The sequence below is a fragment of the Microbulbifer sp. genome, from assembly GCF_036563125.1.
Taxonomy (GTDB): Bacteria; Pseudomonadota; Gammaproteobacteria; order Pseudomonadales; family Cellvibrionaceae; genus Microbulbifer.
Genome location: NZ_DATCMV010000063.1, coordinates 1 through 19,079, shown reverse-complemented (window position 1 = coordinate 19,079; position 19,079 = coordinate 1). Strand labels below are relative to the sequence as shown.

Sequence of the window (19,079 nt, the reverse complement as noted above, 5' to 3'; positions counted from 1 at the left end):
ATGATCCAATTCGATAACGTCAACAAACGCTATGAGTCCGGGCAGGACGCGCTGGGGCGCGTGAGCTTGGAAATCGAGCGCGCGGAAATGGTGTTTCTTACCGGCCACTCCGGTGCCGGCAAGAGCACCCTGCTGAAGCTTCTTACCGCCATCGAGCGCCCGACCCGCGGCAATGTCATCGTCGGCGGGCAGAATCTCAACCGGCTGCGCAACAGCCAGATCCCCTACTATCGCCGTAATCTCGGCATCGTGTTCCAGAACCACCAGCTGCTGTTCGACCGCAGCGTGTTCGACAACGTTGCCCTGCCGCTGTCGGTTTCCGGTTGCAGCAAGCGCGAGGTCGGCCGGCGGGTGCGCGCGGCGCTGGACAAGGTGGGCCTGCTGCACAAGGAAAACCAGAACCCCATTGTGCTCTCCGGCGGTGAGCAGCAGCGGGTGGGCATCGCGCGCGCGGTGGTGAACAAGCCGGCGGTACTGGTGGCGGACGAGCCCACCGGCAACCTGGACCCGAAGCTGTCGGAAGAGATCATGCGGCTGTTCCGCGATTTCAATGCGGTGGGTACCACGGTGCTGATCGCGAGCCATGATCTCGAGCTGATCGCGCGCATGAAACAGCGCGTCCTCACCCTGCAGCAGGGGCAACTGATTTACGACGGATACCCTAGCCGTGAACCAGCGTATTAATTCTCCCTCCCGCGCCACCCAAACACCGGCTGAGCGCCCGCGCGCCGCCGGCGCTGTCACCGCGCGCACCAGTGGCGGCGATCGCCTGCGCAGCTGGCTGGGCCACCACAAAGAGATGTGGCACGAGTCGTGGGTGCGTTTTTTCGCATCGCCCATGTCCAGCGGCATGACCGCACTGGTGATCGCCATTGCGCTGGCACTGCCCGCGGCGCTGCAGCTTGGGCTCACCAATTTCCAGCGCGCGGTGGCGGGCTGGGATGGGCAGCCGCAGATTTCGGTGTTCCTGGACAAACGTGCCAAGGAGGACGCGGTTTCCGCCTGGACGGACAAGTTGCGCGCGGATCCACTGGTGGCCGAGGTGACCTACATTTCCCCGGAGCAGGCGCTGGAGGAATTCCAGCAGGCGTCGGGACTGGGTGACGCGCTCGCCGGAATGGGGAGCAATCCGCTGCCGGCGGTATTGCTGGTGCGTCCGTCCGGGGCCGAAAGTGCAGCGCTGGAAGCGTTGGCAGACCGCCTGCGTGAAAGCGCGCTCACGGATTCCGTGGTGCTGGATATGGCGTGGGTGCAGCGACTGGCACAGCTTACAGAGCTGGGGCGCCGTATGAGCCTGGGGCTGGCGTTCCTGCTGGCGCTGGGGGTGCTGCTGGTGGTGGTGAACAGTATTCGCCTGCATATCGAGAGTCGGCGGGAAGAAATTCTGGTGGTGAAGCTGGTGGGCGGTACCGACGCCTTCGTGCGCCGGCCTTTTCTGTATACCGGTCTGGTGTATGGTCTGGTGGGTGGGCTGATTGCCTGGCTGCTGGTGAGTTTCGGGGTCTGGCTGCTGGCGGGCCCGGTGAGCGGATTGTCGAACCTCTACGGCAGCAGTTTCCGGCTGGATGGCCCTGGGGTCACTTATTTACTCGGACTCGCCGGTGGTGCGGCGTTGCTGGGGCTGACCGGCGCCTGGCTGGCGGTCGCACGGCATATTTCGGCCATTCAGCCCCGCTAGGCCGTCTTCGCATGTCTGTTCGGCAGGTCAAATAACAATTTTGACCTGCTGGTCAGTCAAGATTCGTAAAGCCTGCCTCCCGCCCGGAACTCCCCCTGTGGATAACTGCTCTAACCCACCGGAAATCAAGGCCTGGCGAGGTTTGCCGGGCGGCCCCAAACGGGGTTCCATTTCCTTCCATGGGTGCTACACTGTGGCCAACTCTGCACTTCCGGTGCCGCTTTGAGGCTGAGCAAGCCAAGGGCCGGTTGGAGCAGGCCGCCGCAAACTACTGGTCCCGGTAAGAATTAGTCCGGGCAGCAAGTGCCAAGCGGGGCAACTAAGAGTTACGAGGAGAATCCTGAATGGGAACCAGTCTGCAGCCGATCCATACACTGTCACCGGGCGGAAACCTTAACGCCTACATCCAGACAGTCAGCGGCTTTGACGTACTGACCGCCGAGGAAGAAAAGAAACTCGCGGAAGATCTCTACTACAACAATGACCTGGAAGCTGCCCGTCAGCTGGTCATGTCTCACCTGCGTTTTGTGGTGCACATCGCCAAGTCCTACTCCGGCTACGGTCTGAACCAGGGTGACCTGATTCAGGAGGGCAACGTGGGCCTGATGAAGGCGGTGAAGCGTTTCAACCCCGAGAAGGGGGTTCGCCTGGTGTCTTTTGCGGTGCACTGGATCAAGGCGGAGATTCACGAGTTCATCCTGCGCAACTGGCGCATTGTGAAAATCGCGACCACCAAGGCGCAGCGCAAGTTGTTCTTCAACCTGCGCGGCCACAAGAAGTCGCTGGCCTGGCTGACCAATGAGGAAGCCAAGCGCGTGGCGGAAGAGCTGAATGTGGACGTGGCGCACGTGCACGATATGGAAGGCCGTCTCGCGGCTCACGATGCGGCGTTCGACGCCGGCGTGGACGATGATGACGAGTCCGCATGGCAGGCGCCGGCACACTACCTGGAAGACCGTCGTTACGATCCGGCAATGATGCTGGAGCAGGACAACTGGGAAGAAACCAGTGTGAACAACCTGGCGATGGCAATGGAGCAGTTGGACGACCGCAGCCGCGATATCATCGAGGCGCGCTGGCTGACCGACAACAAAGCCACCCTGCACGAGCTGGCCGACAAGTACGGTGTTTCCGCCGAGCGTATCCGCCAGCTGGAAAAGAACGCCATGAAGAAAGTCCGGGTGGCGATGGAGGCCTGATAGTCCTCTTGAATGGCCGGATTTAAGAACCGCGCTTTATGCGCGGTTTTTTCTTATCTGGGGGTTTGTGGGTGTTGCGGCTTTAAGCTGGCTCGGTGGCGGGGAAGCGCTGGGTATGGGTTTTCAGAACCGCTGTGAATACATCCCTGTACGCTGCGTCGGCAACATCCCTGTTGCCGACGCTTCTGAAAACCCATACCCAGCACTTCCCCTTCGCATTGAACAGATTTACTTCGTAAGCCATGACGAAAGGAAAATTTGAATGGCTAAATTGTATTTATTGCTGGCTGCGTTTTTTGGCGGCACAGGTGTCATCCTCGGCGCCTTCGGCGCGCATGGTCTACGCAACAAGGTCGCGGAAAACCTGCTGGAAGCCTATAAAACCGGGGTCCACTACCAGATGATCCACGCGCTGGCCCTGATTGGCATAGCGCTGTTGATCAACCAGGTCGGTGCAAAAACTTCACTGATTGTCAGCGGCGCACTATTTGCCGTTGGGATCCTGTTTTTCTCGGGTAGCCTCTACGGACTGACATTTGGTGGCCCACGTTGGCTGGGCCCAATCACCCCGCTGGGTGGCGCCCTGATGATCGGCGGCTGGATAGCACTGTTTATCGCCGCACTCGGCTACACAAAGTAAGCGCGACTAAGCAACAATGTAGAAAACTCCAAATCGAAGGCCGAGTGCCGGGTATGGGTTTTCAGAAGCGTCGCAAACAGGATGTTTGCGCCGCAGCGCCCAGGGATGGGTTCACAGCGGTTCTGAAAACCCATACCCGGTGCTTGACCGCCAATGCACCAGCTACGGAGCCCAGTACAAAAGGCTACGAAGCACAGAGGTAACCAAACAGCGATGCAAGAAGAACCCATCAACGAACAGGCGGGTGAGGAAGAGGACTTCCCCTACCGCACCGAATTCAAAAAGAAATCCATCCGCAGCTATGTCATCCGCGCCGGCCGCATGACCGAAGGCCAGCGCCGCGCGTTCGATAACTACTGGGGACCTTACGGTCTGTCCCTGTTCGACGGCAGTATCGACCCGAAAGAAGTATTCGGCCGCGAAGCGCCGGTGGTGCTGGAAATCGGCTTCGGTATGGGCGATTCCCTGTTGGAAATGGCTAAAGCCGAACAGGACAAAGACTTTATCGGCATCGAAGTCCACCCACCGGGTGTCGGTCGCCTGATTAACAACGCCGGCAAGGAAGAACTGAAAAACCTGCGGGTGTACATGGCCGACGCCGTCGATGTGCTGAACGACTGCATTGCCGATGGCAGCCTCGACCGCTTCCAGCTGTATTTCCCCGATCCCTGGCACAAGAAAAAGCACCAGAAGCGCCGCATTGTGCAGCCCGAGTTCGTAAAACTCCTGTGCAATAAATTAAAACCCGGCGGCCTTATGCACATGGCCACGGACTGGGAAAACTACGCCGAACAGATGCTGGAAGTGCTCGAAGCGGAAAGCATGCTGGAAAATACCGCTGGCAAGGGCAACTACGCCCCCCGCCCGGAATTCCGCCCGCAGACCAAATTTGAGCGTCGCGGTGAGCGCCTCGGTCATGGCGTCTGGGATCTGCTGTACGAGAAAAAATAAGCGTCGAATGATGCCTGGTCAGCGGGCCCGGCGCTCGGGTTCGCTGTGCTATCTTCAGACTACCGGTAAATGGATGCTCCGGAGCCACAATGACAAAAAGCTCAATTCCCGCCCGTAAATTTCTGCGCAACTTGCTGCTGGGTGGTGTCGTCTTGCTGGGCAGTACCCACGCCTTCGCCGACCGCGAGGGCACTCTCAATTTGTACCTGAACGGCGGCTACTACTGGTTTGATGGCGCGCGCCTCGACGGTACGCCTTACTTCGGCTTTGAGCTGGAGGATAGCGCCGGCGGTGGTTTCGGTTTCGGCTACAACGTCACCGACCGCTGGGTTGTCGAAGGCGTGTACGACTATTTCAGTGTCAACGTGGAGGATATCCCCGAAGACGTGGGCGTGCAGAACTACCACCTCGACCTGATGTACCAGTTCGCCGGCCAATTCTGTGGCAATTATGACTGGCAGCCCTATGTGGTGGCGGGTGCCGGTGAAATTCGCATTGACGAGGATTCCTACGGTTATCCGGACAGCTGGCACAACCGCCAGACCATGGTCAATTTCGGCGCCGGCCTCAAATACCGCCTCGCCCCACGCTGGCAGCTGCGCGGGGACGTGCGCGGCTTTCAGGGGGTTGAGGAAGGTGGCCTCGACGGATTTGTGAGCCTCGCCATTGGTTATCAGTGGCGGGATGACGTGGTACCGCGGGATTGGGACGGTGACGGTGTCTACAGCAACCTGGACCAGTGCCCACAGACCCCGGTAGGTATCGATGTGGATATGCGCGGTTGTCCCATCGACAGCGATGGCGACGGTGTACCCGACTATATGGACCAGTGCCCGAATACCCCTCTGGGCATGGCCGTGAACGACGACGGTTGCCCGCGGGAGCCGTACAACCCCGCGGACTTTTCCAAGTAATTCTTTTTGGCAAAGGGCGCCGCAGCCGCCCTTTGCTGATTGGAATTGTCCTGCTGCCTAGGCGTCGCGCGCCGCTTCCAGCTGTTCGGAAATTTCCAGCCATTCCATTTCCAGCTCTTCCAGCGTTTCCCGCGCCTGTCCCTGTGCCTGGGTGAGGCGCGCAATCTCGTCCTGCTGGCCGCCGCTGTAGAGGTTTTCATCGGCGAGTTTCAGGTCGATTTCCTGAACCTCCTTTTCCGCCTTCGCCATTTTCTGCTCGATATTTTTGAGCTTGTTGGTGAGCGGCTTCAGCTGCTCGCGCAACGCGGCGGCGGCGCGGCGCTGTGCCTTTTTGTCTTCCGCTGGCTTGTTGTCCACTACACCCTGGACTTCACTGCTCTGGCGTTTCTCCTCACGCTTGAAGCTGAGCAGCCACTGTTTGTAATCTTCCAGGTCGCCGTCAAACGGCTCCGCGCGGCCGTCCGCCACCAGGATGAATTCGTCGGTGGTGTTGGCCAGCAGGTGGCGATCGTGGGATACCAGGATCATCGCCCCGGGGAATTCGGCGAGCGCCAGCGTCAGCGCGTGGCGCATCTCCAGATCCAGGTGGTTGGTGGGTTCGTCCAGCAGTAGCAGGTTGGGTTTCTGCCACGCCAACAGTGCCAGCGCCACCCGCGCTTTTTCGCCGCCGGAGAAGCCACCCACAGGCTCGAACACCCGGTCGCCGACAAACCCGTAACCGCCGAGGAAATCCCGCAGCTGCTGTTCACTGGCGTCAGGAGAGAGACGCTGCACATGCAGCAGCGGCGACGCGTTGGAATCCAGTGCTTCCAGCTGGTGCTGGGCGAAATAGCCGATTTTCAGGTGTTCGCCGCACTGGCGCTCGCCACCCAGCAGCGGTAGCTCACCCGCCAGGGTCTTGATCAGGGACGATTTACCGGCGCCGTTCGGGCCTAAAAGACCGATCCGGCGACCGGGCTGAATGCCGAGTTCCACCCGCGGCAGGATGACTTTACCCGGATAGCCGATAACCGCTTCGCGCAGGTCCACCAGCGGGTTGGAAACCTTGTCCGACGACGGCAGGCGGAAGCGGAACGGCGAGTCCACGTGCGCCGGGGCGATCTCCGCCATGCGGTCCAGCGCCTTGAGGCGGCTCTGCGCCTGCTTGGCCTTGGAGGCCTTGGCGCGGAAGCGGCGCACGAAGTCTTCCATGTGCGCGCGCTCTACCTGCTGTTTCTCGTACTGCACCTGCTGCTGTGCCAGGCGCTCGGCACGGGCGCGCTCGAACGACGTATAGTTGCCGCTGTAGAGCACCAGCGATTGCTGCTCGAAACTGACAATACCGTCGACCACTGCGTCGAGAAAATCCCGGTCGTGGGAGATGATCAGCAGGGTGCCGGGAAAGCGCTGCAGCCACTGCTCCAGCCACAGGGTTGCATCCAGATCCAGGTGGTTGGTGGGTTCGTCCAGCAGTAACAGGTCCGCCGGGCACATCAGTGCGCGGGCCAGGTTCAGGCGGATGCGCCAGCCACCGGAAAAGCTTTTGACCGGGCGCTGCTGGTCGGCGTGGGAAAACCCGAGGCCATCCAGCAACTGCGCCGCCCGCGCGGGCCCGCTGTAACCATCGATCGCCGCCATACGTTCGTGCAGTTCGCCGATCCGCTTGCCGTCGCTGCCGTCGGCTTCCGCCGCTTCCAGTTCCTGTTGCAGCTGGCGCAGGCGGTGGTCGCCGTCGAGGGCGTAATCCAGCGCGCTCTGGTCGCTGGCAGAGACCTCCTGGGCCATGTGTGCGACTTCCCAGCCAGAAGGAAGCTCGACAGAGCCTGCGTCGCTCTCCTGCTGTTTCAGCAGCATTTTGAACAGGGTGGACTTGCCGCAGCCGTTGGCGCCGATAATACCTACCTTGTGGCCGGGGAATATACGACAGCTGGCATCGCGCAGCAGGTCGCGTCCGCCCACCTGCAGCGAAACGCCTTGCAGATTGATCAATGGAAACCTCTTTGAATTCGCCGGATATTGACTAGGCTATCCGAAAACAAAACGCCGGGATTCTATCGTGACAGAAACCGCACCTCCATCTCCGCCGCTCTCCCCACTGCAGAATCCGCTGTGGGATTTCAGTTTGGAGTTTTACCGCCAGCCGCAGGTCGCGGACTTCCTGCTCGAGTGCCAGGACACCCGCGGAGCGGACGTGTGCCTGCTGTTGTGGGCGAGCTACACCAGCGCCTGCGGACGCCAGTTGAGCGAGGAAGGTTGGCGAGTGGCGGACCGCGGGTTGGCGCCGCGACGGCGCATGATCAACAGCGTGCGCAATCTCCGCCGCTGGCTGGCGCGGGTCAATAAAGGAGGCTGGCTGTACGAGTGGTGCAAACGCAGTGAGCTGCGTATGGAACAGCGGCAGCTGGCGGCACTGTGGAAACTGAACGGCGAGCCATGGCCGGAAACCCGCTCGCCGCTGGAATTGGCTGGGCAGCAGTATGGCCTGCTACAAAAAGATCAGGCCCGCTGGGCGGGCCTGATCGATGCTTACAGTACCGGCATTGGCGTCGCCCGCGGGACATCTCCACTGGATGCTGTTACGAATTCCACACCGGGTACTGCGCCCGACAACTGCTGAGCGGGCGCATTACGCCAAACTCAATACTTGTGCTTGTGCTCTTCCGGACCGTAGTGCGGGTTTTCCTCGGTGGCAAACAGGCTGTTGGCCGGGGTGCTGGGGGTGATACTCGGAGTGACGGGATTGATCGCGATGGAGCTGGTTTCCGGCATCAGCGGCTTGGGCTCTGAGGTCTTGCCCATGATTGGCTCGGGAGTGGTGATCTCAGTCGCTGCCGGTGCTTTTTCCTGAGTTGCCGCCGGTTTGCTGCCGTTGGTCTTGGTCTTTGCCTTGGGTGCGGTTGCTTTTTTCGGGCTGGCTTTTTTGGCTACTGCTTTCTTCGCGCTAGCCTTCTTCGCCGGTTTGGCTTCGGTGGCTGCCGCTTCCGCTTTTACCTCGGCCGCAGCGGCCTTCTTCACAGATGCTTTCTTGGCTGTTGCTTTCTTGGCGGGAGCCTTTTTCGCTGCAGCTTTTTTTGCCGGAGCCTTTTTAGCCGCGGTTTTCTTCGGGCTGGCTTTTTTCTCGCTGGCTGGTGCTGCCTCGGCTTTGGCCGCTACTTTTTTAGTGGCTTTCTTGGTGGTGACCTTCTTGGCCGCAGTCTTCTTTGCAGCAGCTTTTTTCTTGGGCTTGCTCGCACCCAGTACTTTCTTCCCAGCCGCTTCACCTGCCTTGCGAATGGTCTCGGCGGTTTTCACCACCAGTTTAGCGGCAGCTTCAGCTGCTGCGGCGTCAGAGGCCAGCTTGGTCGCGTCTTTGGCGGACTTCTCCAGCTTCGCGACGGTGGCCTTGGCAGTATCGACTTTTTTCTTCGCAGAGGTTTTCGCAGCGGCGGTCTTGGCCTTGCTTGCGGCGGTGCGCGCGGCAGCCAGTTTGTCTTTGGCTTTCTTCACCTGGGCCTGGGCAGTGGCGGCATCCTTGGTGGCTTTTTTCAGGGCTTTTTCGGCATCGGCCGCGTCTTTGGCCCGCGCCTTGTCGAGTTGGGTGGTGATCGAAGCAATCTGTTTTTCCAGATCGGCAATAGATACAGCGGCTTTGCGTTTGGCGGCCATGAGTCGAAATCCTGCGGTTGAATCGAGTTGTCGGTATCGGTTTGATCGGGACCCTGGACTCACTCCCGGCAGCGCAGAACCACCTTTCTTATCCGAGAAAAAATCAGGGTTGAAAGCTGATAATAGCGCTGTTATTTCGGAAGTGCATCCCTGATACCCGGTCGATCCTGGCATTTTCCTGACCATGGCTTTGCCATGCTGCTCGCGCGATCCGGGCTCCCTGTCATAGGTGTGAAAAAAGTTACCCGGAAATGAAACATCCTGCGCGATTTGGCGTCTTACCGGGCAGTGTGCAGCCACAATCTGCATGGGTTAGACTTGCCTGTCGCTGGCCGGACTCGACGTAACTGTGATCTGCCGCACAATGCGCGCAGTTGTCTGGGTGTACAACAGCAGAGAGGGGTGGACGGATCAGTAGCCCTACTCGACACATATAATGTTTCACGGAAATAAAGAGATCATTCTCATGAATAAAACTTCTTTGGCTGCTGCGGTTGCACTGGGTATTGCACTGGTCGGCTGTAACAAACAGGAATCCGCAAGCACTGCGGATATCAAGCTCGAGACCCAGGAGCAGAAAGTCAGCTATATCATCGCCGAAGATATGGCTAACCGCCTCAAGACCCAGGAGGTAGCGCTGGATCCGAAAATTGTTGCTATGGCACTGGAAGATGTGGCCAGCGGCCGCGAGTCCCGTCTGAGTGAAGAGGAAAAGCAGCAGGTCATCCAGGTATTCCAGGAAAACATGCAGGCCAAGCAGAAAGAACTGATGGCTAAGCAGGAAGCCGAGTTCAAGGCATCCGCAGACAAGAACCTGGAAGACGGCAAGAAATTCCTGGAAGAAAACGCCAAGAAAGAAGGTGTGAAAACCACCGAGTCCGGCCTCCAGTACAAGGTGATTACCGAGGGCACCGGCCCCAGCCCGACCGAGACCAGCGTGGTTGAAGTGGACTATAAAGGCACCCTGATTGACGGCACCGAATTCGATAGCTCCTACAAAAACGGCAAGCCGGTACAGTTCCCGGTAAACGGCGTCATCAAGGGCTGGACCGAAGCGCTGCAGCTGATGAAGCAGGGCGCCAAGTGGGAGCTCTACATCCCCTCTGACCTGGCCTATGGCCCGGGTGGTGCCGGCGGTCTGATCGGCCCCAACTCCACTCTGATTTTTGAGGTGGAACTGCACAAGGCCGACGTCAGCAATGATGAAGGTGCCGCGGAGCAGGACGCTGTAGAGGAAGGCAAGGCGGATGACGGGCACAACCACTAAGGGATGTGCTGCGCAGCGTTCTTCGCAAGCGTGATAAACAAAAAAGGGGCCATTGGCCCCTTTTTTTGTTGCCCGACCGAAAGATCACTCAGGCAAGCTGATTCTTGTGCGCGGTATGCAGTGTATCGATCATGCGATCCTCTGCCGCAAAACGGGTTTCCAGTGCCACACCCAACTCGGAGAGATCCTGCGCCAGAGACTCGAGGTCGTCGGTCTCCTGGTATTTGTCGTTGAAGTCCACGGCGGTATCGGTGGTGGCGTCGATTTCGCGGTAGAGCGATTTCGCCTGTTCCAGTCCCTCACTGTCCCCGAATGCCTGACCTTCCTGAATCAGCTGGTCGTAGATCTCAAAGTGTCCGGCAGAAATATAGTCCACCAGCTGCTGGCACAGGGTGCGCACACTGGCTTCCACTTCCCGGTCGCCGTCGGCAATTTCCTTTTTCTCCGACAGGTGGCAAAAACTCACCAGCAGCGCCTGACGTGACTGCAGCCAGCGGTCGATAATCTGGCTGACACCACCCCAGCGCTCCTGCGCATTTTTACAGTTTTCCAGCATCTCCAAGTTTCCTTTTGTGACTTCTACAGCTGCTTATTGGAATGTAGAAGCTTATGCCTTTGCCGGCAAGAAAGGCGCAGAAAAAAACGCCATAACGAGAAATTCGTCTAGCTGATTACAGCGTTACCAGGACTGGCAGCAGGAGTGCGGTCAATGCGCCGCACAGCCCCATCGCCAGCGCCGAAAAGGCGCCACACAGCGCGCTGATTTCCAGCGCGCGCACGGTACCGATAGCGTGGGCGTTGATCCCCATGGAAAAGCCGACCACGCGCTCGTCAGAGATACCGAGCATACGCAGCAAACCCGGACCGCATACCGCGCCGACAATACCGGTAAATGCCACCACGCCGGCGGCGAGGCTCTGGACTCCGTGCAGTTCCTGCGCCAGTGCCAATGCCACCGGCGTGGTCACGGACTTGGTGGTCAGGGCTACCAGCACGGTGCGGCTGCCGCCGAGCAATGCAGCGATGACCACGGCCACCAGCGGCGCCAGCACGGCGCCTAACAGCAGTCCCAGCATCAATGGCCAGCCCGCCCTGCGCACCACCTGCAGGTTTTGTTTGAGTGGGATGGCGAGGGCGACGACGGCGGGGCCGAGCAGCAGGTAGAGAAGTCCGCTGCCACTCTGGTAGGCGGGAAAGTCCAAGCCCAACAGCAGCAGTCCCGCAAGCACCAGCAGGCTGCCCCCCACCACCGGGTGCAAAATCGGCGTGCCGGCGCGACGGTAAATCTTTAGGCCGAACCAGAAGCCGAGAATATTCAGCGGCAGTATCACCAGGGGGTGGGATACCGACAGTGGCTCGGCAAAGGTGGCGGCCACTTGCTGTAATTGCGTCAGCCATTGCTGCCACGCGCTGACAGATTCAGCCTTCACCGCGCTCTCCACGGCGGCGCCCGCCCCTGCCGAGCAGCAGTCGCTGTAGCATCAGTGCCGTTAGCGCGAAGCTGATCAGGGTGCCGATAACCATGGCGGCGACCAGGGCGAGCCAGTCGCCGTTGGACAGATCGCGCACAAAGTAGATTCCCACCGAGGCGGGCAGAAAAATCAGTACCAGCAAGCGAAGTATTTGTTCGCTGACGATGGCGAGCCCGGAGGGCACGCGCCCGAAAAGCATCAGTGCCAGCAGCAACAGCAGCATGCCGAGCACCGAGCCCGGAATCGGCAGCGCGAAGGTGGCGGTGAGGCTGCGCCCGGCCACGTCAAACAGTAGCAGCAGCGCGGCCCCAAGCAGCCAGTGGCAAACGTTTTTGATCTGGGGCACGGTCGATCAGCGCTTGCGGAACGCCTGCCACAGACCGAATAGGATCAGCCCGACAAAGCCCACCGCCGCCCAGCCGGGAATGGACAGGCCGAGCAGGGTCCATTTCACTTCCGCGCAGTTGCCGTCGCCGCTGAGCAGGGTCTTGATGACTTCGGACATGGGGAACATTTCCACCATGTAGGTGATGCCGGGGCCACAGGCGGGCACTTGGTCTGCCGGCAGGCTCTGCAGCCACAGCTGGCGGCCGGCAAAGTACAGGCCGCCCAGGCCCCACAGGGAGACCAGCAGGCCGTAGATGCGGCGACCGATGGTTGCGGGGTTGTGCAGGAACGCGATCAGGGACACCAGCCCCACTCCGAGGAACATCACCCGCTGGGTGATACACAGCGGGCAGGGTTCCAGTCCTTTTGCGTATTCCAGATAGAAAGCGGTGCCGAGTACGAACGCCACAGCGAGGAACATCAGCAGAAAAGTCGTGCGGGGAGTTGGCAGGGTCATGGTAATTATTTTCCCGGAGTGTTGCCGTCAGAGTGAGTGCCGCCGGAACAGTGCAGCCTGTTGCGACAAGTCGGTAAACAGTGAATGAAAATCTTGCTCCAGTGCGGCGCGGTCTGCCAGTAGCAGCGGCAGCATTTCCGCCAGTGGCTGCGGGCGGCGCAGGCGCTGGCCGACGCGCTCAAGGGTGCGCTGGATAACTTCTACCTCGCGGTAGCCGGGCAGCAGTTTAAATTGCTCGGCGCGCTGAATAAATGCCTGCGCGTTTTCCGGTATCCACTGACGGCGTTCGCGGAAGTTGGACCAGCAGTTGTCGACGAAGGTTTCCAGGGACTCTGCGGACCACTGGTGCCAGTGGCTGGCGAGCAGGTGGTCGAACCAGATATCCAGGGTAATACCGCCGAGGCGGCGCCACTGGGGGCCGAGCCGGATAAGTGCGGAGAGATAAGCGGGATGCTGATCACTCAGCAGGTCGATGCGCCGGTGCAGGCGGATGCCGTCTTCGATGGGCTGGGGGCGCTCGCCCTTCAGGGGGCCTTTGACAAAATCCCCCAGCAGCCCGCCCAGCTGCCAGTCCGGATCGGGACCGGACAGCAGTAGATGGGCGAGGTAGTTCATACGCGGTCAGAGGGCGCGCTGGCAGAATACGTACTGCGCGTAGTAGCGGCCGAGAAAGTCTTCGAAGCTGCCCTTGTCCGCCGCTTCCACATCTCGCTGCTTCTGCAGGGATTCTTGCGCGAGGCGCTCGAACTCCGCCTGTTCCGTCGCGTCCAGTGGGCGCTCGAGGAAATACTGGCGGTGTTGTTCGGCCTTGGCCTTGGCCCACTGGAAGAACGTCTGCCCGTGCTCGTGCATTTCCGCCAGCACCTGTGCGGCGGGCGTCGGGATCTTGCCGGCAATCTTGTCGCGCTGGACACTGACGGCACGCTGGTAGTCGTGACCCTGCCAGGCCTGATCCAGCAGGTCGGCCATGGGGGAAATTTCGTCCAGCAGTTCCGTCGCCCAGGCGGTGAGTTTGCGCTCACTGCCGTTGTGAATCAGCTGAAGTTCCGGATCGCGGCCACGGTAGACGATGCGCGCCTGGTTTTCCTGCACCGCGCGATAGTCGGCCTCGTCGGTCTGCGGGCTGTCGCTGAGCAGGCAGTGCAGCAGGAAGGCGTCGAGAAAGCGCATCTGCGGCGCTTCGATACCCAGCGGCACGAAGGGGTTCAGGTCGAGGCAGCGCACTTCGATGTATTCGACACCGCGAGCGTCGAGGGCGGAGAGCGCGGTCTCGCCCATGCCGGCGGGATTTTTCGGGCGGATCGGCGAGTAGAACTCGTTTTCGATCTGCAGCAGCCCGGTGGACAGCTGCTGGTATTCGCCATCGGCATCCTTCACGCCCAGCTCGTGGTACGGCGGGTACGGCAGGCTGATGGCGGAGCACAGGGTAATCAGGTAGCTCCGCAAGTCGTTGTAGCAGACCACCAGGGATTTCTGTGCATCGCTGGTATAGCCGAGATCGCCCATGCGCAACGATGTGGCGTCGGGCGTATACAGGCTGCGACCGTCGCCGTCGAAGGACTGCAGGTTGTGCTGGCGGTTCTGTACGAACGTGCCGCACACCGCCGGCGCAGCGCCGAACAGGTAGATCAGCAGCCAGTAGTGACGACGGAAGTTGCGGATCAGGTCGAAGTAGCGGCGGGTCTTGAAATCCTGCAGGGACTCGGTGCTGCCTTCTTTGGCCTGCAACCACTGCCAGAAATCGTCCGGCAGCGAGAAGTTGTAGTGGATGCCGGCGATAGTCTGCATGGCGCGGCCGTAGCGCAGGCCGAGGCCGAGCCGGTAAATGGTCTTCATGGTGCCGCTGTGGGAGCTGCCATAGCGGGCGACGGGAATGTCCGCATCGCGGCCGATACGCCCGGGCATGCTGTTGACCCACAGGCGCTCATCGCCCATCTGGCTGTAGGTAAAGCGGTGAATCTGGTCGAGCTTTTCCAGCGCCTGCTCCGGCGTCGCCACCGGCGGGGTGATGAATTCCAGCAGCGCTTCCGCGAAGTCGGTGGTGATGCAGTCGTGGGTGAGCGCAGACCCCAGTCCACGGGGGTGGTCGGTCTGCGCCAGTTCGCCCTCGGGGGTCACCCGCAGGCTCTCTTTTTCGATGCCGCGGCGAATGCCCTTTAGCAGGGACAGGGCTTCCGGCTGGGCCAGTTCGGCCAGATTGAATGTGGGCACTGGGATCTCCTGTGCGCAGCCGGTCGGCGTTTGCGCCGGATGTGCCGCGATCGGGGTAGTCTGCGTATCCCGCCTAAGTGGGGGCGCAGAATCACATCTCAAGGGAGTGTGGGTCTTAAAAGGTGTCGTCAGGGCTGGCCGACGATGGACTCCGGCGGCTGCTCCGGCTCTATTTCCGGTGTGTCGCCGGGATACTGGTCCGGGTCGATTTCCGGCTGCAGATCCGGTTCCACTTCCGGCGCGGGCTGTGGATCTACTTCCGGGTTGTATTCCGGTGGCACTTCACTCGGGTCTGGCTGCGGTAGCTCATCCGGGTCGCCACCCTCTTCCGCCGCTTCCTCACTGCCTTCGCCGGCATGGGCATGCAGCGGTTCGTCGCACAGGGCGTCGGCGGGGATCTGGGGGTTTTTCTTGGTATCGAGCCCGCATTCGAGCAGCTCGATGCGCAGAGTGACGTCGCGAGTGTTGGCCTCAAACATCTGGTTGATGGCGACGTCCTTGTACTCGGTGCGGAACAAGCGGGCGCTATCGCGGCCGTCGATCCATTCGTTGCTTTTGCTCAAAAAAAGCTGGTGCTGATTGGTCAGCACATAGACATGACTCATGCGGGGAGGAAACTCTGCTCAAACATGAGGGGCAGTTTAGCGGTGGAGGGGGGGAGGCTCAAGAATTGTGTCGGGATTGGGATGATAGGAAGCTGCTTGCAAGCGAATTCCACTTCGGCTGGTGCCCCGGTGGCGGTGCCGCTAGCGGGTACAGCCTTGTGAGACACGAGCTAGGCGCCCCCCCTAAACCCATCCTTGGGGGCTCTTCCGCGAGGTCCCTCTCGCGGAAGGTCTCACAAGGCTGTACCCGCTATCGCCACCTTCGCGGAAAGCGGCGCGGAATCAAACCTTAAAGCGCCTTCAGCGGATAGTGCGCCGGATACGGCAGTCTCGCCGCACCGCTCTCCACCGCCGCTTTCGCCACCGCCGCCGCCACTTCTGGCAGCAGGCGCGGGTCGATCGGCTTCGGCAGGATGTAGTCCGGGCCGAAGCTCAGTTCCACACCGCCGTAACCCGCGCGCACCGCGTCTGGCACCGGTTCGTGCGCCAGCTGGCGCAGCGCCTCGACCGCCGCCAGCTTCATGTCTTCGTTAATGCGCGTCGCGCGCACGTCCAGTGCCCCGCGGAAAATGAACGGGAAACACAGCACATTGTTTACCTGATTCGGGTAGTCCGAACGACCGGTGGCCATGATCAGGTCGCTGCGGGTGGCGTGGGCCAGCTCAGGGGAGATTTCCGGGTTGGGGTTGGAGCAGGCGAACACCACCGGCTTCTCCGCCATATGCGCCAGCTGCTCGGCAGTGAGCAGGTCCGGGCCGGATACCCCGAGGAACACGTCGGCGCCCTCGATGGCGTCGTCGAGCGTGCGCATCTCGGTATCCCGCGCCCACTCGCCCTTATAAGCGTTGATGTCGGTGCGCCCGGAGTGAATCACGCCGCGACTGTCGAGCATGGTGATGTGGTGTTTCTTTGCTCCCGCTGCCAGCAGCAGCTTGCAGCAGGCGGTGGCGGCGGCGCCGGCGCCCAGGCATACGATACGCACGTCACTGATGTTCTTACCCTGGATCTCCAGTGCGTTCAGCATGCCCGCCACGGTGACGATGGCGGTGCCGTGCTGGTCGTCGTGGAACACCGGCACCGAGCAGCGCTGGATCAGCGCCTCTTCAATATGGAAGCACTCGGGCGCCTTGATGTCCTCGAGGTTGATGCCGCCGAAAGTGTTGGCAATCGCGGCCACCGTCTCGATAAAGCGCTCGGGGCTAGTGGTGTCGACCTCGATATCCACGGAATTGATGTCGGCGAAGCGCTTGAACAGCAACGATTTACCTTCCATCACCGGCTTGGACGCCAGCGGGCCCAGGTTGCCGAGGCCGAGGATCGCGGTGCCGTTGGAAATGACCGCTACCAGGTTGCCCTTGCCGGTGTAGAGGTACGCGGCCTCCGGGTCCTTGGCGATCTCGCGCACTGGCTCGGCGACGCCGGGACTGTAGGCGAGGGACAGGTCTTCCTGGGTGTGGGCGGGGGTTGTCAGCTCCACCGAGAGTTTGCCCGGTGTTGGCAGGGCATGGTAATCCAGCGCTGCCTGGCGCAGGGAGTTGGTCATTGGGGTGTCATCTCTTTGGTCTGGATTGCGCGGCCGGCATTCTGTGGCTGGGGCGCGCGGGTTACCGCGGATATATTGATTTTATTGTCGGAAAGACGATTTGCTCGCCTCCCCTGTCCGCGGCCCGAAGAATAACTGAGGCGACCGGAAGTTCACAAGCTCAAAAATTGATCTCGCGGGTTATTTTCTACTAATTTGAATGGTGAATTCTGAGTCTGACGAAATAAACCAGCGTTTATTTTGCCTATTCTGGGATATATATTTCGGTCCACGATCGATCAGCCAGCCTTTCACTTCTATTTTGCGCCCTTGCCAATTGTCCCCATTCTGGTGGCCATAATCCCGCCCGCTCCTGAGGCGCACCGCCACCGGGCCATCCAGCTCCAGCCAGACAAACTGGTTGTGCTCCACTTTTTTCACGGTGCCGGTGAGCAGCACAAAGCCGCCGTCGCCGGGTTTGATATCCGCCGCCTTGAGCTCCGGCCACACCCCGGGGGCCCACACGCCGCGGTTATGGGTGCGTGCGTCCTGCTCGCGGATGGCGAGGCACTCGGCGAGCGCCAGGTTGGGGTATATGGCGACGTGAAAGGCGAGCCCGGCGGCGAGTAATGCCGATTCCAGGCTGTCGCCGCGGTGGTTATACACATGGGCCAGTACACGGCCGTGGTTGTCGTAGCGGCTGCGGTCGTACACCAGCTCCACATCTCCACCTTCGAGAAAGCGCTCGGTGAACTCCTTGGCCTCGCGTGCCAGCGGCTGGGCCTGGCGCCGACCGTGGGCCAGCTCAGGGGCGTTGACGCCGATAAGGCGCACCCGGCGGCCGTCTTTCAGGCGCAGGGTGTCGCCGTCCACGACCTTTTTCAGTGCCACCACCTCGTCCGGTTCGCCGAGCACGCAGTCGGCGTGGGCGGGAGCCAGTGTCGCCAGCAGCAAAAAACAGGCATAAAAAAAGGCACTCAGGGAGGCCCTGAATGCCTTTTCTGCCACCGGGAACAAACGGGTCATTCCGGTGCGCGGCGTGCCGATACTTACTTGGAGATGCGGCTGCCGAAACGCTTCTTGAAGCGGTCTACGCGGCCGCCGGTGCTCGCTTGCTTCTGCTTGCCGGTGTAGAACGGGTGGCAGTTGGAGCACACGTCCAGCTGCAGGTCCTTGCCCAGGGTGGAGCCCATTTTGAACTCGTTGCCGCAGGAGCAGGTGGCAGTGATCTGAACGTAATTCGGGTGGATATCGGTCTTCATGATGGCCTCTTTTCGACACCGCCACCCAGTCTTTTGCTGAGCACGGAATCGTCATTGGTTCAGGGGAGAATTCCCCGGGCTGTTTAAAAAGTCGGCGCATACTACCAGATTAGCCCGTTGATACAAGTTCAAATGTGCCCGGGGCGTCACCGTTCGGCGCCGGTTCAGACGCCCGTGCCACTTGCGTCTATCAGTGCCCGCAGTGCCGCCATATGCGCCTCCAGCGCGGTCCGGCCAGTGTCGCTTAGCTGGTACCAGGTAGTCGGTTTACGCTCCACGAAATCCTTACGGCTACTGAGGTAGCCCTGCTCCTCCAGCTTGCGCAATTGGGCGCCGAGATTGCCATCGGTGGCCTGCAACTGTGCCTTGAGACGCGCGAAGGTCAGCTCGCCGTGTTTTGCCAGCAGTACACAGGCACCGAGACGGATACGGTGCTCGAACAGGGAGTCGAGAGCGGCTAGCGCCTTCATGCCGCACCGCCCGCAGTGCGGAGAGCGGCGCGGCGGCTCAAACCGGCCCAGAACAGGGCGAGTCCGACGGTGGAGCCGGTGATGGTCCAAGTGTAGGGAGGCATCAGTGCAATCATCACCCCGTAGGCCGCTAGCATCAGGATGCCGCACCACAGCAGCGGCCGTTCCAGGTGCACACCGGCGAGACCATAGCCGATTCCGGTAACCAGCAGGAAGTTGGCTCCGCCCATCTCCGGAGATACCCGCCCCAGCAGCAGAGGTATGAAACACAGCAGGAAAGCGGCACCCATCAGCGACCAGTGCAATCCATAGCGGCGGGCCAGTTTGGGATTGTTGACTCCGTGGCGTCGGCTCTGACGAGCCCCCAGCCACCAGCTGAACAGGCCGCCACCGAAACCCGCCACCAACCAGTAAAGTCCC

22 protein-coding genes are annotated in these 19,079 nt (G+C 60.8%); 8 read left to right on the top strand and 14 right to left on the bottom strand.

Going from position 1 to position 19,079, the window contains the following annotated elements; genetic code table 11:
* From ftsE to VIL80_RS04880, 6 genes are all read left to right on the top strand, one after another.
* On the top strand, window positions 1–684 hold a 684-nt coding region (gene ftsE, locus VIL80_RS04905), incomplete at its 5' end, for a tyrosine ABC transporter ATP-binding protein (protein WP_332035030.1).
* Complete coding sequence (gene ftsX / locus VIL80_RS04900; RefSeq protein WP_332035029.1) at window positions 668–1,678, top strand: permease-like cell division protein FtsX; 1,011 nt, start codon at window positions 668–670, stop codon at window positions 1,676–1,678. The genes ftsE and ftsX, both read left to right, overlap by 17 nt.
* Window positions 1,679–2,022: 344 nt before the next feature.
* Window positions 2,023–2,877, top strand: coding sequence for an RNA polymerase sigma factor RpoH (gene rpoH, locus VIL80_RS04895; protein ID WP_318952566.1), 855 nt, complete (start codon window positions 2,023–2,025; stop codon window positions 2,875–2,877).
* A gap of 262 nt (window positions 2,878–3,139) precedes the next feature.
* Complete coding sequence (locus tag VIL80_RS04890; RefSeq protein WP_332035028.1) at window positions 3,140–3,517, top strand: DUF423 domain-containing protein; 378 nt, start codon at window positions 3,140–3,142, stop codon at window positions 3,515–3,517.
* A 213-nt stretch (window positions 3,518–3,730) separates the two neighbouring features.
* Entirely contained in the window at window positions 3,731–4,468 is a 738-nt protein-coding gene (trmB, locus tag VIL80_RS04885; protein WP_332035027.1) for a tRNA (guanosine(46)-N7)-methyltransferase TrmB, read from the top strand.
* 89 nt (window positions 4,469–4,557) lie between these two features.
* Window positions 4,558–5,382, top strand: coding sequence for an outer membrane beta-barrel protein (locus VIL80_RS04880; protein ID WP_332035026.1), 825 nt, complete (start codon window positions 4,558–4,560; stop codon window positions 5,380–5,382).
* Between the two features lie 57 nt (window positions 5,383–5,439).
* Here the strand turns inward: VIL80_RS04880 and VIL80_RS04875 are convergent, their stop codons facing one another.
* Window positions 5,440–7,350: an ABC-F family ATP-binding cassette domain-containing protein gene (locus VIL80_RS04875; protein WP_332035025.1), complete on the bottom strand. Its 1,911-nt coding sequence runs from the start codon at window positions 7,348–7,350 to the stop codon at window positions 5,440–5,442.
* Between the two features lie 67 nt (window positions 7,351–7,417).
* On the opposite strand from VIL80_RS04875, the gene VIL80_RS04870 reads away from it, so the two are divergent.
* Window positions 7,418–7,978, top strand: a complete 561-nt coding sequence (locus VIL80_RS04870) for a TIGR02444 family protein (RefSeq protein WP_332035024.1) — start codon at window positions 7,418–7,420, stop codon at window positions 7,976–7,978.
* 20 nt (window positions 7,979–7,998) lie between these two features.
* On the opposite strand, the gene VIL80_RS04865 is transcribed toward VIL80_RS04870, so the two are convergent.
* Window positions 7,999–9,315: a histidine kinase gene (locus VIL80_RS04865; protein WP_332035023.1), complete on the bottom strand. Its 1,317-nt coding sequence runs from the start codon at window positions 9,313–9,315 to the stop codon at window positions 7,999–8,001.
* A 157-nt stretch (window positions 9,316–9,472) separates the two neighbouring features.
* On the opposite strand from VIL80_RS04865, the gene VIL80_RS04860 reads away from it, so the two are divergent.
* Window positions 9,473–10,273, top strand: a complete 801-nt coding sequence (locus tag VIL80_RS04860; RefSeq protein WP_332035022.1) for an FKBP-type peptidyl-prolyl cis-trans isomerase — start codon at window positions 9,473–9,475, stop codon at window positions 10,271–10,273.
* 88 nt (window positions 10,274–10,361) lie between these two features.
* On the opposite strand, the gene rsd is transcribed toward VIL80_RS04860, so the two are convergent.
* The 12 genes from rsd to VIL80_RS04800 form a co-directional block, all read right to left on the bottom strand.
* Complete coding sequence (gene rsd, locus VIL80_RS04855) at window positions 10,362–10,829, bottom strand: sigma D regulator (protein ID WP_332035021.1); 468 nt, start codon at window positions 10,827–10,829, stop codon at window positions 10,362–10,364.
* A gap of 115 nt (window positions 10,830–10,944) precedes the next feature.
* A complete protein-coding gene (locus VIL80_RS04850; protein WP_332035020.1) occupies window positions 10,945–11,703 on the bottom strand; it encodes an LrgB family protein in 759 nt (252 codons plus the stop codon).
* Window positions 11,693–12,091, bottom strand: a complete 399-nt coding sequence (locus VIL80_RS04845) for a CidA/LrgA family protein (protein WP_332035019.1) — start codon at window positions 12,089–12,091, stop codon at window positions 11,693–11,695. Before VIL80_RS04845 ends, VIL80_RS04850 begins: the two co-directional genes overlap by 11 nt.
* 6 nt (window positions 12,092–12,097) lie before the next feature.
* Window positions 12,098–12,589 carry a disulfide bond formation protein B gene (locus VIL80_RS04840; RefSeq protein ID WP_332035018.1) on the bottom strand — a complete coding sequence of 164 codons (492 nt, stop codon included), beginning with the start codon at window positions 12,587–12,589 and terminating at the stop codon, window positions 12,098–12,100.
* Window positions 12,590–12,616: 27 nt separating this feature from the next.
* On the bottom strand, window positions 12,617–13,204 hold the full coding sequence (locus VIL80_RS04835; protein WP_332035017.1) for an acyl carrier protein phosphodiesterase: 588 nt from the start codon (window positions 13,202–13,204) through the stop codon (window positions 12,617–12,619).
* Between the two features lie 6 nt (window positions 13,205–13,210).
* On the bottom strand, window positions 13,211–14,800 hold the full coding sequence (gene gshA, locus VIL80_RS04830) for a glutamate--cysteine ligase (RefSeq protein WP_332035016.1): 1,590 nt from the start codon (window positions 14,798–14,800) through the stop codon (window positions 13,211–13,213).
* Window positions 14,801–14,928: 128 nt separating this feature from the next.
* Window positions 14,929–15,405 (bottom strand): hypothetical protein, encoded by a 477-nt coding sequence (locus tag VIL80_RS04825; RefSeq protein ID WP_332035015.1) that lies wholly within the window; start codon window positions 15,403–15,405, stop codon window positions 14,929–14,931.
* A 289-nt stretch (window positions 15,406–15,694) separates the two neighbouring features.
* Window positions 15,695–16,948 carry a malic enzyme-like NAD(P)-binding protein gene (locus VIL80_RS04820; RefSeq protein WP_332035014.1) on the bottom strand — a complete coding sequence of 418 codons (1,254 nt, stop codon included), beginning with the start codon at window positions 16,946–16,948 and terminating at the stop codon, window positions 15,695–15,697.
* A gap of 180 nt (window positions 16,949–17,128) precedes the next feature.
* Window positions 17,129–17,953 (bottom strand): thermonuclease family protein, encoded by an 825-nt coding sequence (locus VIL80_RS04815; RefSeq protein WP_332035013.1) that lies wholly within the window; start codon window positions 17,951–17,953, stop codon window positions 17,129–17,131.
* Between the two features lie 23 nt (window positions 17,954–17,976).
* Window positions 17,977–18,189, bottom strand: a complete 213-nt coding sequence (rpmE, locus tag VIL80_RS04810) for a 50S ribosomal protein L31 (protein WP_318952583.1) — start codon at window positions 18,187–18,189, stop codon at window positions 17,977–17,979.
* A gap of 164 nt (window positions 18,190–18,353) precedes the next feature.
* Window positions 18,354–18,659, bottom strand: coding sequence for a winged helix-turn-helix domain-containing protein (locus VIL80_RS04805; protein WP_332035012.1), 306 nt, complete (start codon window positions 18,657–18,659; stop codon window positions 18,354–18,356).
* Window positions 18,656–19,079 (bottom strand): hypothetical protein (locus VIL80_RS04800; protein ID WP_332035011.1); only part of this gene is annotated, 424 nt, incomplete at its 5' end. The genes VIL80_RS04800 and VIL80_RS04805, both read right to left, overlap by 4 nt.

Excerpts from the sequence above, each read along its gene's own strand:
- rpoH (WP_318952566.1), top strand. The coding sequence starts at position 2,023 with ATGGGAACCAGTCTGCAGCCGATCCATACACTGTCACCGGGCGGAAAC.
- VIL80_RS04890 (WP_332035028.1), top strand. The coding sequence starts at position 3,140 with ATGGCTAAATTGTATTTATTGCTGGCTGCGTTTTTTGGCGGCACAGGT.
- trmB (WP_332035027.1), top strand. The coding sequence starts at position 3,731 with ATGCAAGAAGAACCCATCAACGAACAGGCGGGTGAGGAAGAGGACTTC.
- VIL80_RS04880 (WP_332035026.1), top strand. The coding sequence starts at position 4,558 with ATGACAAAAAGCTCAATTCCCGCCCGTAAATTTCTGCGCAACTTGCTG.
- VIL80_RS04865 (WP_332035023.1), bottom strand. The coding sequence starts at position 9,315 with ATGCAGATTGTGGCTGCACACTGCCCGGTAAGACGCCAAATCGCGCAG.
- VIL80_RS04860 (WP_332035022.1), top strand. The coding sequence starts at position 9,473 with ATGAATAAAACTTCTTTGGCTGCTGCGGTTGCACTGGGTATTGCACTG.
- rsd (WP_332035021.1), bottom strand. The coding sequence starts at position 10,829 with ATGCTGGAAAACTGTAAAAATGCGCAGGAGCGCTGGGGTGGTGTCAGC.
- VIL80_RS04840 (WP_332035018.1), bottom strand. The coding sequence starts at position 12,589 with ATGACCCTGCCAACTCCCCGCACGACTTTTCTGCTGATGTTCCTCGCT.
- VIL80_RS04835 (WP_332035017.1), bottom strand. The coding sequence starts at position 13,204 with ATGAACTACCTCGCCCATCTACTGCTGTCCGGTCCCGATCCGGACTGG.
- VIL80_RS04825 (WP_332035015.1), bottom strand. The coding sequence starts at position 15,405 with ATGAGTCATGTCTATGTGCTGACCAATCAGCACCAGCTTTTTTTGAGC.
- VIL80_RS04820 (WP_332035014.1), bottom strand. The coding sequence starts at position 16,948 with ATGACCAACTCCCTGCGCCAGGCAGCGCTGGATTACCATGCCCTGCCA.
- VIL80_RS04815 (WP_332035013.1), bottom strand. The coding sequence starts at position 17,953 with ATGACCCGTTTGTTCCCGGTGGCAGAAAAGGCATTCAGGGCCTCCCTG.
- rpmE (WP_318952583.1), bottom strand. The coding sequence starts at position 18,189 with ATGAAGACCGATATCCACCCGAATTACGTTCAGATCACTGCCACCTGC.
- VIL80_RS04805 (WP_332035012.1), bottom strand. The coding sequence starts at position 18,659 with ATGAAGGCGCTAGCCGCTCTCGACTCCCTGTTCGAGCACCGTATCCGT.